Origin of the sequence: Salinibacterium sp. NG253, from assembly GCF_015864945.1 — a bacterium.
Lineage (GTDB): Bacteria > Actinomycetota > Actinomycetes > Actinomycetales > Microbacteriaceae > Rhodoglobus.
This window is the reverse complement of the sequence record NZ_JADYWF010000002.1, coordinates 391,123-405,746: the sequence shown is the minus strand read 5'-3', so window position 1 is coordinate 405,746 and position 14,624 is coordinate 391,123. Positions and strand designations below refer to the sequence as shown.

Annotated in this window: 15 protein-coding genes and 1 tRNA gene; 4 read left to right on the top strand and 12 right to left on the bottom strand. The window is 61.2% G+C overall.

Annotated elements, in window-relative coordinates:
- Positions 1-91: 91 nt before the first annotated feature.
- A complete protein-coding gene (gene pth, locus I6E52_RS11805; RefSeq protein ID WP_197125589.1) occupies positions 92-673 on the bottom strand; it encodes an aminoacyl-tRNA hydrolase in 582 nt (193 codons plus the stop codon).
- 26 nt (positions 674-699) lie between these two features.
- Entirely contained in the window at positions 700-1,323 is a 624-nt protein-coding gene (locus tag I6E52_RS11800) for a 50S ribosomal protein L25/general stress protein Ctc (protein ID WP_197157672.1), read from the bottom strand.
- A 301-nt stretch (positions 1,324-1,624) separates the two neighbouring features.
- Between I6E52_RS11800 and I6E52_RS11795 the strand changes: the two genes are divergently transcribed.
- Positions 1,625-2,341 carry a FadR/GntR family transcriptional regulator gene (locus I6E52_RS11795; RefSeq protein WP_197157670.1) on the top strand — a complete coding sequence of 239 codons (717 nt, stop codon included), beginning with the start codon at positions 1,625-1,627 and terminating at the stop codon, positions 2,339-2,341.
- A gap of 68 nt (positions 2,342-2,409) precedes the next feature.
- Here I6E52_RS11795 and I6E52_RS11790 read toward each other — a convergent pair whose 3' ends face one another.
- Genes I6E52_RS11790 through I6E52_RS11775 form a run of 4 tightly spaced genes read right to left on the bottom strand, consistent with a single transcriptional unit; the run spans position 2,410 to position 6,246 of the window.
- A complete protein-coding gene (locus I6E52_RS11790) occupies positions 2,410-3,453 on the bottom strand; it encodes an L-idonate 5-dehydrogenase (RefSeq protein ID WP_197157668.1) in 1,044 nt (347 codons plus the stop codon).
- 56 nt (positions 3,454-3,509) lie between these two features.
- Complete coding sequence (locus I6E52_RS11785; protein WP_307842517.1) at positions 3,510-4,283, bottom strand: SDR family oxidoreductase; 774 nt, start codon at positions 4,281-4,283, stop codon at positions 3,510-3,512.
- Positions 4,284-4,292: 9 nt separating this feature from the next.
- Positions 4,293-5,702 carry a GntP family permease gene (locus tag I6E52_RS11780; protein WP_197157666.1) on the bottom strand — a complete coding sequence of 470 codons (1,410 nt, stop codon included), beginning with the start codon at positions 5,700-5,702 and terminating at the stop codon, positions 4,293-4,295.
- 22 nt (positions 5,703-5,724) lie between these two features.
- On the bottom strand, positions 5,725-6,246 hold the full coding sequence (locus I6E52_RS11775; protein WP_197157664.1) for a gluconokinase: 522 nt from the start codon (positions 6,244-6,246) through the stop codon (positions 5,725-5,727).
- A gap of 212 nt (positions 6,247-6,458) precedes the next feature.
- On the opposite strand from I6E52_RS11775, the gene I6E52_RS11770 reads away from it, so the two are divergent.
- A complete protein-coding gene (locus I6E52_RS11770) occupies positions 6,459-6,884 on the top strand; it encodes a pyridoxamine 5'-phosphate oxidase family protein (protein WP_197157662.1) in 426 nt (141 codons plus the stop codon).
- Between the two features lie 16 nt (positions 6,885-6,900).
- Here I6E52_RS11770 and I6E52_RS11765 read toward each other — a convergent pair whose 3' ends face one another.
- Entirely contained in the window at positions 6,901-7,218 is a 318-nt protein-coding gene (locus I6E52_RS11765; protein ID WP_197125689.1) for a putative quinol monooxygenase, read from the bottom strand.
- Between the two features lie 199 nt (positions 7,219-7,417).
- Here I6E52_RS11765 and gndA point away from each other — a divergent pair, with 199 nt between their 5' ends.
- Positions 7,418-8,875, top strand: a complete 1,458-nt coding sequence (gndA, locus tag I6E52_RS11760) for an NADP-dependent phosphogluconate dehydrogenase (RefSeq protein ID WP_197158031.1) — start codon at positions 7,418-7,420, stop codon at positions 8,873-8,875.
- 95 nt (positions 8,876-8,970) lie between these two features.
- Complete coding sequence (locus I6E52_RS11755; RefSeq protein WP_197157660.1) at positions 8,971-9,342, top strand: hypothetical protein; 372 nt, start codon at positions 8,971-8,973, stop codon at positions 9,340-9,342.
- Here the strand turns inward: I6E52_RS11755 and I6E52_RS11750 are convergent.
- From I6E52_RS11750 to I6E52_RS11730, 5 genes are all read right to left on the bottom strand, one after another.
- A complete protein-coding gene (locus tag I6E52_RS11750; protein WP_197157657.1) occupies positions 9,339-11,042 on the bottom strand; it encodes a long-chain-fatty-acid--CoA ligase in 1,704 nt (567 codons plus the stop codon). The genes I6E52_RS11755 and I6E52_RS11750 overlap by 4 nt on opposite strands.
- 65 nt (positions 11,043-11,107) lie before the next feature.
- On the bottom strand, positions 11,108-12,085 hold the full coding sequence (locus tag I6E52_RS11745; RefSeq protein WP_197125695.1) for a ribose-phosphate diphosphokinase: 978 nt from the start codon (positions 12,083-12,085) through the stop codon (positions 11,108-11,110).
- 40 nt (positions 12,086-12,125) lie between these two features.
- A complete protein-coding gene (glmU, locus tag I6E52_RS11740) occupies positions 12,126-13,562 on the bottom strand; it encodes a bifunctional UDP-N-acetylglucosamine diphosphorylase/glucosamine-1-phosphate N-acetyltransferase GlmU (protein ID WP_197157655.1) in 1,437 nt (478 codons plus the stop codon).
- A gap of 161 nt (positions 13,563-13,723) precedes the next feature.
- On the bottom strand, positions 13,724-14,011 hold the full coding sequence (locus I6E52_RS11735) for a hypothetical protein (protein WP_197157653.1): 288 nt from the start codon (positions 14,009-14,011) through the stop codon (positions 13,724-13,726).
- A 415-nt stretch (positions 14,012-14,426) separates the two neighbouring features.
- A tRNA-Gln gene (locus I6E52_RS11730) sits at positions 14,427-14,498 on the bottom strand.
- Between the last annotated feature and the right edge of the window lie 126 nt (positions 14,499-14,624).

Here is a 14,624-nt window from a genome sequence, read left to right as displayed (position 1 = left end):
TTCACCCACAGCGCAGCAGCGCTGAGGCAGGTAGTGCAGCGCAGGGTCAACGGCGCTAACGGCGCCACCGCGACTGCCGCACTCGCAAGAACTAGCGCGGGCTGTGGAAACGCTGCTGGGCAGCTTCGAGACCTTCGCGCGCCACCATAGTGACGGCATCCGCGGCATCGCTCAAAAGATTGGGCAGAGCTTTGCGTTCTTCGCCCGAAAAGTCGCGCAACACAAAGTCGGCGGCAGGCTGGCGACCAGGCGGGCGCCCGATGCCCACGCGCACGCGGGTGAAGTCGGGAGAGCCAACAGCGGCAGCAATATCGCGGATGCCGTTGTGGCCTCCGTGACCGCCACCGGTCTTGAGCTTCACCGTGTCGAAATCGATATCGAGTTCATCGTGCACGACGATGAGGCGCTCGACCGGAATCTTGTAGAACCGCATGAGTGCTGCGGTGGGCCCGCCCGAAAGATTCATAAAAGAATTGGGCTTCGCCAGAATCAGCTTGGGGCCATCGCCAAAGCTGCGGCCTTCAGCGACCGCAGCATTGGCTTTGTGGTTCTTGAAAGTGGCAGACAATTCATCTGCCAAATGGGCCAACACCATGTGGCCCACGTTGTGGCGATTACCGGCGTAGCCGGGCCCGGGGTTACCGAGCCCGACTACTAACCATTGGTCATCCACGATTTCTCGCTTACGAAAGAATCTGATTATTCAGCAGCCTCGGTGCTAGCAGCCTCGGCAGCAACTGCTGCGGCTTCTTCTTCAGCAGCTTCAGCCTCAACCGACGAACGCGGGGTGCTGACGCCGATGACGAGAAGCTCGGGGTCGGAAAGCAGTTCCGACCCCTCGATGAGCGTGATGTCCTTGGCGTAGATGTGAGCGCCTTCTTCGCGGCCCTCGATGTCGACGGTGAAGTACTCAGGAATGTGAGTTGCTTCGGCCTCAACCGAGATGGTCGGTGCGTCGAGGTTGGCGATGGTGCCAGGTGCCGACTCGCCGGTGACGTGGATCGGCACGTCAACGATAACTTTTTCACCCTTGCGGATGACGACGAGGTCGATGTGCTCGATGATCTGGCGAACGGGGTCCTTCTGAACATCCTTGACCAGTGCGAGCTGGCTCTTGCCGTTGATGTCGAGGTCCAAGATCTGGTTCGACTTGCGGAGGATGAGGCCGATCTCGTGGCCCGGGAGGGCAACGTGGATGGGGTCGGTGCCGTGACCGTAGATGACGGCGGGGATCTTGCCTGCAGCGCGGAGCTTGCGAGCAGCACCCTTGCCGAAGGATTCACGGGCATCCGTGACTACGTGGTTAACGCCTGGCTTAGCCATTGTTATCTCCTAGTAAGACCGAAGTCTGTTGTGAGCGCAGTGCCTGCAACAAGCGAAGTGCTCGTGGCGGGCGCAGCGCCCAGATCATTGTCTGTAGTTCAACTCGAACGCCGGCAGACCATAGGTCTGCCACGTGAGGAAAAGCCCTGTGACTTGCCCGCCGCGTCGATAACGGAACCAGATGGTTCCCTCGCCGAAGTTCAACTGCTGAGTTTACACGGATATTCGGGGTCTGCACGCTGTATCTCTGCGGCTGCGAGTGCCGCCCGGTGCGGGAGCCCACGCGCACTACTGTTGAAGCATGTCCGGAGGCCTTCACGCACGCGTGCTCAATGATCTCGGGCTCAGCATCGTTTCTGGTGAGATCTCCCCCGATTCCACGATTCTTGCCGAACAGCTCGAAGAGCGTTACGGCGTCTCGCGCTCGGTTGTGCGCGAAGCGGTTCGCGTGCTGCAGTCCCTCGGGATGGTCGCCTCCGTGAAGCGGGTCGGGATGCGCGTCAAGCCGATGTCGGCATGGAGTCTGTATGACCCGCTCGTGATTCGGTGGCGACTCGAACAGACCGAGAACGGGCGCCAGCTGCGCTCCCTCACTGAACTGCGCAGCGCTATCGAACCTCAAGCCGCGCAGCTTGCCGCGTTGCACGCGTCCAACGAGGCTGCTGGCGAGCTACTCGCTCTGGCCGCACGCATGCGGGCCGTGGGCCGCTCAGGCGACCTCGAGCTGTTTCTGGAGCTCGACATCCGCTTTCATTCCCTCGTTCTTGCCGCGAGCGGAAACGAAATGTTTGCCCGCCTCGACCGAGTGATCGCCGAAGTGCTGACCGGCCGTACGAATCGCGGCCTCATGCCGTCAACACCCCACGAAGAAGCTCTGCAGCTGCACGTCGACGTGGCGGATGCCATCCAGGGAAAGCGCCCCGAGGACGCCTTCGCGTCGATGGAGCGCATAATGAGCCGCACGATCGAAGAGGTCGAGCCCATCTGGGCTGGCGAACCCCGCATCTTCCTCGACTAGAAATGCCGCACGGGGCTCAGTTACGAGCCAAGCCCGCTAGCAAGAGGACCTCCTCGAAGCTCGGCGAGCTAGAAGCGCAGCAGCACCTTGCCGCTGTTCTCCGAATCCTTGGCTACAGCGAACGCTTCGTGAGCATCGGATACCGCGAACTCGTGGGTCACGATCGGCCCTACAACGAGGCTGCCGTCGGCGAGCGCCGCAATTACTTCGTCGATCTCGTCGTTGAAGCGGAATGACCCGACGAGTTCGAGCTCACGCGTGATGGCGAGCGAGATGAGCGCAGGCTGCTGGCCGGAAGGTAAGAGCCCGACCATGACAACGCGACCGCCACGAGTTGCGCCACGAACGGCAGACTCGAGACCGCGGTAGCTGCCCGATGATTCGAAGACGATGTCGGCGTCGACTGCGGCGATGGCATCCACGTCGGTGGCGTGAAGAGTTTCTGTTGCTCCAACCTGGCGGGCGATGGCGAGCGGGCCAGCAAACATATCGACGGCCACGATCTCGCTGGCACCGGCACGCTTGAGCACGGCAACGATGAGAGCGCCGATGGGGCCGGCGCCAATGACGAGGGCACGTTTTCCGCGCACGTCGCCCGCACGCGAGACGGCATGCCATGCCACGCTGGCGGGTTCGACGAGGGCGGCATCGCGCAGCGTCAATGAGCTGGGCAGTGCTCGCAGCATCCGGCTGGGCAGAGTGGCGAACTCGGCGAAGGCACCCTCGGTGTGAGGGAAGCGTGCCGCGCTGCCGAGGTAGGTGCAGCCGGGAGAAAGATTAGGGCGGTCTTCGGGCCACCGCGGCTCGGTTCCGCCGGGAGTTGCGGGGTGCACGGCTACGGCAGTTCCGACAGCGGGGCCGGTTCCGTCAGCGGCCTGCTGAATGACCGTGCCAACAACTTCGTGGCCGAGAATCATCGGAGCCTTGAGAATCGACTCCCCTGCAGCCCCGTGCGACCAGTAGTGCAAGTCAGACCCGCAGACCCCGCCGAACGCAATCTGAATCACGGCTTCGTCGGCGGCCGGAGCGGCCAACGGAATGCTCTCCACGCGCAAGTCATCTTGAGCGTGGATCGTGACCGCGAGAGTTTCGGCGGGGGCTGCACTTGTCATGACAATCTTTTCTGTAGAACGGTGCCGGCAGCGACGCACGGCGATAAAGCAGGAGGTTAGACGACGACCGTCATGCCGCCATCGATGAAGATGACCTGACCGTTGACGTAGTCGGAACCGCTCGAGGCGAGCCAGACTGCGGGGCCACCGAGGTCAGCGGGAGTACCCCAGCGACCGGCAGGTGTGCGACCCAAAATCCAATTGTTGAAGGTGTCGTCATCGACGAGCGCCTGCGTCATCTCTGTGTGGATGTAGCCGGGGGCAATGGCATTGATCTGCAATCCGCCGCTCGCCCACTCGGCCGTCATGGCACGAGTGAGGTTGCGGATGCCACCCTTCGACACCGTGTACGGCCCGATAGTGGGGCGCGCAAGGTCAGTCTGCACCGACGCAATGTTGATGATCTTGCCCTCGCCACGCTCGAGCATGTGGCGTGCAACTTCGCGTCCGACGAGGAAGGCGCTGGTGAGGTTGGTGGAGATGACCCGGTTCCAGTCCTCCACGTCGAGGTCGAGCATCGGTTCGCGATGCTGGATACCCGCGTTATTGACGAGCACCCCGATCGCGCCGATGGATGCCTCGATCTCGGCAATTGCGGTGGCGACAGCTGTGGCATCCGCGACGTCAAACGCACGAGCGTAGACACGGTCGGCCCCAAACTCGGAGCTGAAGTCGGCGTGAGTGGCGGCGAGCCGCTCTTCGTCGCGACCGTTCAGCACGATCGTTGCACCGGCAACGGCCAAGGCCTGAGCAATGACGCGCCCGATTCCTCGACTAGAGCCGGTTACGAGGGCGATACGCCCGGTGAGGTCAAACATGGTGGATGCCACAGCTATCTCCTAGAACATTCCGGCGATGATGAAGATGACGAACGCAATCGCGAAGCCCATGACACCGATCAATGCTTGACCGACCGTCCAGGTGCGAAGCGTGGTCTGGGTATCCATGCCGAAGAAGCGGCTGACCAACCAGAAGCCCGAGTCGTTCACGTGACCCGCAAATACCGAACCGGCGGCGAGCGCGAGCACGATGGCGGCGAGTTCAACCGGGTTGAGGCTTGCGTCAGCGAGTACGACGGGCTGAATGAGCGCCGCCGAAGTCGTGAGCGCGACTGTTGCGGAACCTTGGGCGACGCGGATGATCGCGGCGATCACGAAGCCGGCAACAATCAGCGGCATACCGATCGAGTCGAGCGAGGTCGCGATGCTGGCGCCGATTCCGCTGGCACGCAGTACGCCACCGAACATTCCACCGGCACCCGTAATAAGAATGATCGAGCTAACCGGGCCGAGGGCGCTGTCAACGATGGTCTCGATGAGGGTGCGCTTCTTGTTGCGCTTCCAGCCGAGCAGCCACATGGCGAACACGACGGTGATGAGCAGAGCGATCGGAGTTTCGCCGAGGAGACGAAGCGCCTGAACGAGCGGGCTCTCAAGGTCAACAACGCCAGCGGTCGCGAGGGCGTTGAGGCCGGTGTTCATGAAGATGAGCACGAGGGGTAGGAGAAGGAGGAAAAGGATGGTGCCGAGCTTGGGGTTCGACTTGAACTCTGCAGCCTTCTCGTCGTCGTGAACACCAAAAAGGATGTCGGGAATCGCTATATCGAAGCGCTTACCGGTCCAGGTACCGAACTTGTAACCCACGACGTACCAGGTGGGGATAGCAACGATGAGACCAAAGATCAGAACGAGTCCGACGTCAGCGCCAAGAAGGCCGGTTGCGGCAACGGGGCCGGGGTGCGGCGGGACGAAGATATGCATGACCGAGAACGCGACGGCAGCGGGGAACGCGTAGAACAGGAGCGATCCACCGAGGCGACGAGCAACCGTGAAGATGATCGGTAACATGACGACAAGACCGGCGTCGAAGAAGATGGGGAAACCCATCATGAGCGACGCTACAGCGAGAGCAAGAGGCGCACGCTTTTCACCGAAGCGATTGATGAGCGAATCGGCGAGCACTTGCGCTCCGCCACTCATCTCGAGCATCCGACCGAGCATCGCTCCCAGACCGACCAGCAGTGCAACGCTGGCAAGGGTGCCACCGAAGCCCGACGTGAGCGTTGGGATTATCTGGTTCGTGGGGATACCGGCAGCAAGTGCGGTCACGAGGCTGACGATGATCAGCGAAAGGAACGCGTGAACGCGCCCCACGATGATCAGTACAAGCAGGAGCGCAATGGCGCCGGCAGCGAGCAGTAGCAGGCCCCACGTGGGCAACTCCCACAGCAGTTGGAGATCGGTCATCATTGTCCTTTTTCTCTAGTGCAGCTCAGCCGACGTAGTTGTCGGTGAGGTCTTTTTTGATGGACCGGACGATGTCATCCGGAGTCTGGGTGAGGTCGACGAGCACTCCGCGCTCATCGGCCTGGAGCGGTTCGAGAGTGTCGAACTGGGAGTCGAGCAAGCTGTTGGGCATGTACTCGTGGTTGCGGTGCGACTGACGCTCGGCGATGACTTCGCGAGCTCCCTGCAAGTGGACGAAGACCGTCGAGGGAGCGTACGCGGTGAGGATGCGGCGATAGGAGCGCTTGAGGGAGGAGCACGCGACGATGATGGGGTTTTCGTCAGCGAGTTCGGCACCGATGCGGTCGGCGATGATCTCAAGCCACGGTGCGCGGTCTTCGTCGTTGAGAGCGTGGCCAGCAGCCATCTTCTCTTTGTTAGCTCGCGGGTGAAGGTCGTCGCCATCGATGAATTGCATGCCCAGAGCTTCGCTGAGGGCAGCGCCAACGGTCGATTTACCGGATCCCGAGACACCCATCACGATGAGGGGTGGAAATTGTGAAGCCACTGTTTTCCTAACACTCGACGCATCGTTACGTCAGATATCAATCTGACCAGTGTGCCTTAAAGCAGACTTAATGCAAAGTTGTTGAGAATATATCTCCGAAGCCCGGTAAACGGATGCCTCCAGTGCTGCCCGCTACCCCTGCATCTCCCAGCAACACAGGCTGGTAACTCGCGGGCCCGAGTGGGAGAATTGGGCTACGGAAGGATGACTCCATGAGCGAGAATCTGAATGACCCAGTGGAAGAACTAACACTGGAAACGTGCTGGGATTTGCTGCGCACTGCCGATCTGGGCAGGATCGCCGTCAGCTTTCAGGGGGAACCTGAGATCACCCCCGTCAATTTCATCGCGGTGGGCAAGCGACTACTTTTGCGCACATCGCAGGGAACCAAACTGCTCAAACTCACGATCAATGACCGTGTTGCCTTCGAGACAGACTTCGTGGGGCCGCACACCGCGTGGAGTGTCGTCGCCAAAGGCACCGCGCGCGTCATCGAATCTCAGGATGAGATTTACGAAGCAGACCAGCTGCCGCTTCGGCCCCTCATCCCGACCCTTAAATACACGTGGGTCGAGATCACGCCGACAGAGATCAGCGGGCGACGTTTTCTCTTGGGCGCAGAGCCCGAGCGCTACTAGAGCGAGGCGCTGCTGCTTAGAGCGCACCCTTGCCCGTGGTTCCGATAGGAATGGGTGACATTCGCGTCACGGCGACCTCTGCCGTGAGGTACTGGCCGATTTCGCCGACAAGAGCGGCGACAGCCGGGCTTTGACCGTGTGCGTCAAGAAGCGCTTCAGACTCCCACTTCTCGATCATGACAAGCGTGCCATCTGCCGTCTCGTGGATAGCGTAAAGCTCACAACCGGGTTCCTCATGCACGAGAGGAAGAGCCGTGCGAAGCGCCTCGACAACCGCGTCGCGGCTATCGGGTCGGATGTGAAAAATGGCGGTAACGATCATTGGCTTGCTCATACCCCCACGCTACTCCTCAGTTCGCGTACGTTGTCTGGGACGACTACCGCGTGAGTCTCCCCCGTGGCTTCCCGCCGGCCGTGAAGCCTGAATGGATGCCGCGAGCCTGCTGCGCGGCGTGCCCTAGGCTTGATGATTGGGCCAACCAGTCGCGCTGCATCGGCCCACCACTTTGTCCCAGAGTCAAGGAGTGAACGATATGACCGCTGCCGAGCAAGCATCCGCAAACATTGGCGTAGTAGGGCTCGCAGTTATGGGCTCGAACCTCGCCCGCAACCTCGCGAGCCGCGAAGGCAACACCGTTGCCATCTACAACCGCTCCTACTCGAAGACCGAGACGCTGCTCACCGAGCACCCCGAAGCTCACTTCGTTCCGGCATCCACCTATGAAGAATTTGCGGCGTCGCTGTCGAAACCACGCACCGCGATCATCATGGTGCAGGCCGGCAAGGGCACGGATGCTGTGATCGACGCTCTGACCGAAGCTTTCGAGCCCGGCGACATCATCGTCGACGGCGGCAACGCGCTCTTCACCGACACCATCCGTCGCGAGAAGGCAGTACGCGAGACCGGCATCAACTTCGTCGGCGCTGGTATCTCCGGTGGCGAAGAGGGCGCACTGCTCGGCCCGTCGATCATGCCCGGCGGTTCCGCTGAAGCGTGGGAGACCCTCGGCCCGATCCTCAAGTCGATCGCCGCTGTTGCCGAAGGCGAGCCCTGCGTTACCCACGTGGGCACCGACGGCGCAGGTCACTTCGTCAAGATGATCCACAACGGCATCGAATACGCCGACATGCAGCTCATCGCTGAGGCCTACGACCTCATCCGCCACGGCACCGGCGCAACCCCCGCCGAAATCGCCGACATCTTCGCCGAGTGGAACAAGGGCGAGCTCGAGAGCTACCTCATCGAGATCACCGCCGAAGTTCTGCGCCAGGTCGATGCCAAGACCGACAAGCCTCTCGTGGATGTCATCCTCGACCAGGCCGGTTCCAAGGGCACCGGCGTGTGGACGGTGCAGACCGCACTCAACCTCGGAGTCCCCGTCTCGGGCATCGCCGAAGCTGTGTTCGCTCGCGCAGTCTCCTCGAAGCCCGCCCAGCGCGCGGCCGCCAGCGCCCTTCCCGGCCCGAGCTCGGTGCCTGCCGTCGAAGACAAGGCTGCCTTCATCGAAGATGTTCGCCAAGCTCTGTACGCCTCGAAGATCATCGCGTACAGCCAGGGCTTCGACGCGATCGTCGCCGGCGCTGAAGAGTACAACTGGGACATCAAGAAGGGCGAGATCGCCAAGATCTGGCGCGGTGGCTGCATCATCCGTGCACGCTTCTTGAACCGCATCACCGAGGCGTACGCCGAAAACCCGGGCCTCGTTGCCCTCGTTACCGCGCCATACTTCACCGACGCGATGGCAGGCACGCAGGATTCCTGGCGTCGTGTTGTGGGTGGCGCTGCCGCTGCCGGCATCCCCACCCCGGCATTCTCCTCGTCGCTCGCCTACTACGACAGCCTGCGCGCACCGCGCCTTCCTGCAGCCCTTGTTCAGGGCCAGCGCGACTTCTTTGGGGCGCACACCTACAAGCGCGTCGACATGGATGGCACGTTCCACACCCTGTGGTCAGGCGATCGCAGCGAGATCGAAGCGACTGACTCGCACTAATCGAGATGGCGGCGAACCTTGGGTTCGCCGCCATTCGTGTCTTAACTCGGCGACAGTAGCGTCGTCACCACCTGCAAGTGACAGAATGGCCAACGATGAGCACCTCTGATGAGCACCCCGAGCTCGATGGTTACGAGCCGCACAACGAACGACCGTTGCGCTCGCGCACGTTCGTGTGGGTGATGCGTGTTGTTGTCGTCTTAGGACTTATCGGGCTCGTGGTTCCGGGCATCGTGTCTGCTGCCGCTACTGCCGACAACACAGCCAATCGCACGTGCGCGACCTACGTGCAATATCTGGCGCCGCAAGCGGTGTCGTACTCCGTGCGCTTCGAGCTCACGGGCGATGGCGATCCCGGCTGGAAATGCTACGCAATCGCGTTCAACGGCGGCGAAACATTGCTTCGTTCGCTTGGCCTGATCCCCGGGCCTGCCGTGATTCCGACAAGCCCGGCCGATAACACCTAGCGGTCGGCGAGGAGTTCGTCGCGAACCTGGCGACGCAATACCTTGCCGATGAGTGACCGCGGAAGATCGTCGACGCTCACAATGGTTTTGGGAACCTTGTAGGCCGAAAGATGCTCGCGCAGGAAGCTGCGCACGGCCTCTTGGTCAAGACTTGCGCCCTGAGCGAGAACGACGGCCGCAGCAACATCTTCACCGCTGTGCGTGCTCGGGAGCCCCACTACGGCAGCATCCGCGATCGACGGATGACGGCGCAGCGCTTCTTCGACCTCGCTCGGTGCAACATTGAACCCACCCGTGATGATGAGCTCTTTGATGCGGTCAACGATGGTGACGAAACCATCGGCATCCACCGTGACGATATCGCCGGTGCGGAACCAGTCTTTGCCGTCGTCGTTCGCAGGCGTGAAGACTTCAGCGGTCTCGTCGGGCTTGCCCCAGTAACCGGAGAACACCTGTGGGCCGCGAACGATGAGCTCGCCCTCCTCCCCCAGCGCGCGATCAACGGTGGGGTTGTCTGGATCTACGACACGGATTTCGGTGTTGGGCAAAGGCAATCCCACGGTGCCAGCGCGTCGCGTGGGACCGACGGGGTTGGCGATAAGGATCGGGCTGGTCTCCGAGAGGCCGTAGCCCTCAACCAGCGTGCCGCCGGTGCGTTCTTCCCACGGCTCGACGACGGTGGCCGACAGCGGCATCGCACCAGAAATGGCGACCTCAATACCTTTGAGCGAAACACCGGCAGCGTCTGCTGCGGCAGTGAGTCGCGCGTAAATCGGCGGGACGGCGGGGAAGAACGTCGCGGGACGCTTTTTCACGACCGCAAGCACAAGGTCAGGATCAAATTTAGGGAACAGAACGAGCCGCGCGCCGATGCTCGTCGTAAACGTCAAGCAGAGCGTGAGTCCGTAGGCGTGGAACATCGGTAACACCGCATAAACGACGGAGGTTCCCCGCGGCACCGCCGGCACCCACGCACGAGCCTGCGCGGCGTTGGTAAGCAGGTTGAGGTGCGTGAGCATGGCGCCCTTAGGGAAGCCAGTCGTGCCACTCGTGTATTGGATGAGCGCGAGGTCATCTGACACGGGACGCACGATGTGTGCGTCGATCGGGTCGGACTTGAGCAGATCGTGCCACGTGATCGTTCCGCGCACGTTCGTGGTGAGCGCAGCGCGTGATTCTCGCGCCTTCGCGATGGGCAGTCGCAGCAGCGCGCGAGTCGTGAGGCGCATCGCCCGGGGAACATCGACCGAAATAATGGTCTCGAGTGCGAGGTCATCCGGAAAATCTTGCAGAGTTTCTACCGCATTGTTCCAAGCGATAACGACGCGGGCACCGTGATCTTCGAACTGGTGACGAAGCTCACGCGCGGTATAGAGCGGGTTGTGCTCGACGACGATCGCGCCGAGACGCAACACCGCATAGAACGCGGCGACGTGTTGGGGGCAGTTGGGCAGCACGAGAGCAACCCGGTCGCCCTTTTGAACGCCGAGGAGGCGAAGGCCTTCCGCAGCGCGGTCGATCTGATCGCCAAGTTCTTCGTAGGTCGTTTCTTTACCGAAAAATTCCAGCGCGACGCTGCGTGGGTACTCAGCGATAGTGGCCTCGACCAGATCGTAAAGTGATCCGTCGGGGAGTGGAATTTCTTGGGGTACACCGTCGGCATAGCTCGTAAGCCAGGGGCGGTCGGACAACGCAGTCATACGTTAACTGTATGCCTGTGAGGCGCACTCAAAAAACATGTGCACAGGCCAAATGCTGGGATTGCTTAGGCAGCACCGTCGAACATCGAGGTGACCGATCCGTCATCGAAGACTTCGTGGATGGCGCGGGCCAGCAACGGGGCGATCGGCAGAATCGTGAGCGTGGGGAACCGCTTGTGTTCCGGCACCGGCAACGTGTCGGTGACAACCACGGAGTCGATGAACTCGCTCTGCAGAATGGTGGGAGCTGGGTCGGAGAAGATGGCGTGGGTTGCGGCAACAACAACCTTGAGGGCACCGGCACGCTTGAGCGCTTCGGCTGCCTTCACGATGGTTCCCCCGGTGTCGATCATGTCGTCAACGAGCAGGCACACGCGACCATCAACATCACCGACGATGTCGTGAACGGTGACCTTGTTGGGCACGAGGGGGTCGCGGCGCTTGTGGATGATCGCCAGCGGTGCGCCGAGCTTGTCGCTCCAGATATCGGCAACACGCACGCGGCCCATGTCGGGGCTCACCACGGTGAGGGTTGAAGGGTCGAGCAGCTTCTGGAAGTGCTCAAGCAACACGGGCATTGCAAAGAGGTGGTCGACGGGGCCGTCAAAGAAGCCCTGGATTTGGGCGGCGTGAAGGTCAACGCTCATGATGCGATCGGCGCCGGCAGCCTTGTAGAGGTCCGCAATCAGTCGAGCACTGATCGGTTCGCGACCGCGGCCCTTCTTGTCTTGACGGGCGTAGGGATAGAAGGGCGAGACGACGGTGATGCGCTTGGCAGAGGCGCGCTTGAGGGCATCCACCATGATCAGTTGCTCCATGAGCCACTCATTGATGGGCTCGGTGTGCGACTGGATGACGAACGCGTCGCAACCACGAACACTTTCGTCGTAGCGGGCGTAGATTTCACCGTTCGCAAAAGTGCGGGCATCGGTGGGAACCAGATCGCTGCCCAGCTCTTCAGCAATATCCAGCGCAAGCTGGGGGTGAGCTCGACCGGAGACGAGTACGAGTCGCTTCTGACCGGAGATTTTGATGCTGGCCACGTGGGGACTCGCTCTCTGCCGCGGTTACGGCGTACTTCGGTCAGGCGTCGTTATCGTCGGTTGCTGCGGCAGCTGCTTGAGCCGCTGCAGTACCCGCTCGATTGGTTTCAACCCAGCCACTGATATTGCGCTGCGGAGCGACATTGATTGCCAGAGACCCCGCCGGTACATCTTTTCGGATGACCGACCCGGCTCCGGTATACGCTCCATCAGCAATTCTAACCGGAGCAACGAAGACGTTGTGCGACCCAGTTCTCACGTGGGAGCCAACTACCGTGCGGCTCTTGTTCACTCCGTCGTAATTTGCCGTGATTGTTCCGGCACCAACATTGGACTGCACACCCACTTCGGTGTCACCGATGTAGCTGAGGTGAGGCACCTTGCTTCCCTCACCGATAGTGGAGTTCTTGGTCTCGACGAACGTGCCGATCTTGCCGCCGACGCCCAGCTTGGTGTTGGGGCGAAGGTAGGCAAACGGGCCAACAGAGGCGTTTGCTCCGATCACGCTGAGGGTGGCATCCGTGCGCTTCACGACAGCATTCTCGCCAACCTCACAGTCAACGAGCGTCGTGTCTGGGCCGATGATGGCGCCAGACTGCACGAGCGTTGCGCCCTTGAGTTGGGTGCCGGGCAGAATTTCGACGTCGGGGTTGAGCGTGACATCCGCATCGATCCAGGTCGTGGCGGGGTCTTCGATCGTGACTCCCGCGCGCTGCCACTTCTGCACAATGAGTTCGTTCATACGGCGAGCGGCCTCAGCGAGTTGTACGCGATCGTTGACGCCGGCGACCATCCAGCCAGCGGTTACAGGCATCGCTGCGACGGTAGCGCCAACGCCCCGCAGCAGTCCGACAACGTCAGTGATGTACTTCTCGGCCTGCGCGTTGTCTGTCGTCAATCGCACGAGCTGCTCGCGCAACGGGCCAACCCGGAACACGTAGGTGCCCGAGTTGATTTCGGTGATCGCGATTTCGTCGGCATTGGCATCTTTTTGCTCGACAATGCGGTCAAGACCGCCCGCAGCATCGCGCACCACACGGCCATAGCCGGTGGCGTCGTCGAGAATCGCGGAAAGTACGGTGGCGGCAGCGGACTGTGCCCGGTGCTGCTCGAGCAGTGAAGCCAGAGTGGCCGAATCCAGAAGCGGCACATCGCCACTGACGACAACGACATCTCCGTCGAAGTCAGCCGGCAAAGAGTCGACAGCGACCTCAACGGCACGACCGGTACCCGGAACATCATCTTGATCAACGATGAGGATGTCGGGCATGAGCTCCGTGAGGCTCGCGACCACTTCGTCGCGCTGATGACGCACAACGGCAATCACGTGATCAGGGTTCAGCTCGCGAGCGACAGCCACGACGTGCCCAATGAGCTCGCGACCGGCAAGGCGGTGCAACACTTTGGGCTTAGCGGACTTCATGCGGGTGCCTTGGCCTGCAGCGAGAACAATGACGGCGAGTTTGTGTTCGGTCATAGACCTATTCTGCCTTGAATGAGCGGCACTCAAAACGCCGCGGCCGAAGTCGGGAAAGACAGGGAAAAAGCGAGAGATTCTTCTGGCCCCACTTCATTCCGCACAGCGCACACGTGCAACTGGAGGGGCAGTGGAGAGCCCACACCTTCTGGCTCGTGCGGTTAGCGGTTCAAGCTGTCCTCGTAGGCAGCAGCCGCGGCGTCGATCTCCCCCGATTCCACGAACGGGTCCTCCGGAAGCAGGTATGGACGATCGATGTTTGTGCCGTTCGAACAGACGTAGTCGTCGTGCCAGTCGTCGTTGAAAGTCGGGTCCCAGATACAGAGCCATCCCCCGCTCGCTTCGCTTTCGGCGGGTGGTTGATAGTCGTCTTGGCTGTCGAAATAGGACGAACATCCTGCGAGCGCGAGTACAGACACGAACAGGACAACGACAGAGCGGCGATACATTGGCGGCAAAGCCTCTCGGATTTAGGCGGTTAGCGAGTCAGGAATCATCCAGAGATTACAGCGGCAATCAAACGTCAGCTAGCCCCCAACTCTGGGTTCAGCACACGTCGCGCAACACCCCAAATGCAGCCTTTGAAGTAGTCGAGCAGTAAGAACCCGTGCAGCTTTCATCTATCTGCCGCACCTCGAGAAGAAACCCGCGCCGTGGTGGGCCACACGCAAGATTGCGGGAGCGATGAAGCAGCCGGATACAAGGTTCTCGACCGAACAAGCGCCAAAGGCCGCCTGACCGGTCTGAGAAAGCACAAAGCCGGAGCCTCGACGTGAAGTCAGGTTCCGGCTTTTTCTTTGCCCTGAAATCCTTCTGAAAGAGTTCCGACTATAAGAACGCTTGGGTTTATAGAATCTCTTAAAGCTCCGCCTCTAGGATTCGAACCTAGACTGGACAGCTCCAAAGGCTGCCGTGCTGCCATTACACCAAAGCGGACCGCACCCGAAGGCGCTAACCAATTCTGCCATGTCATTGGCCCTCTGTCGTGCACCTAGCCCGATTCGGAGGTTTCGCACACGGTTTTGGGGGCCATCCCGACGGCTTGGCTGCACACATCCGTGT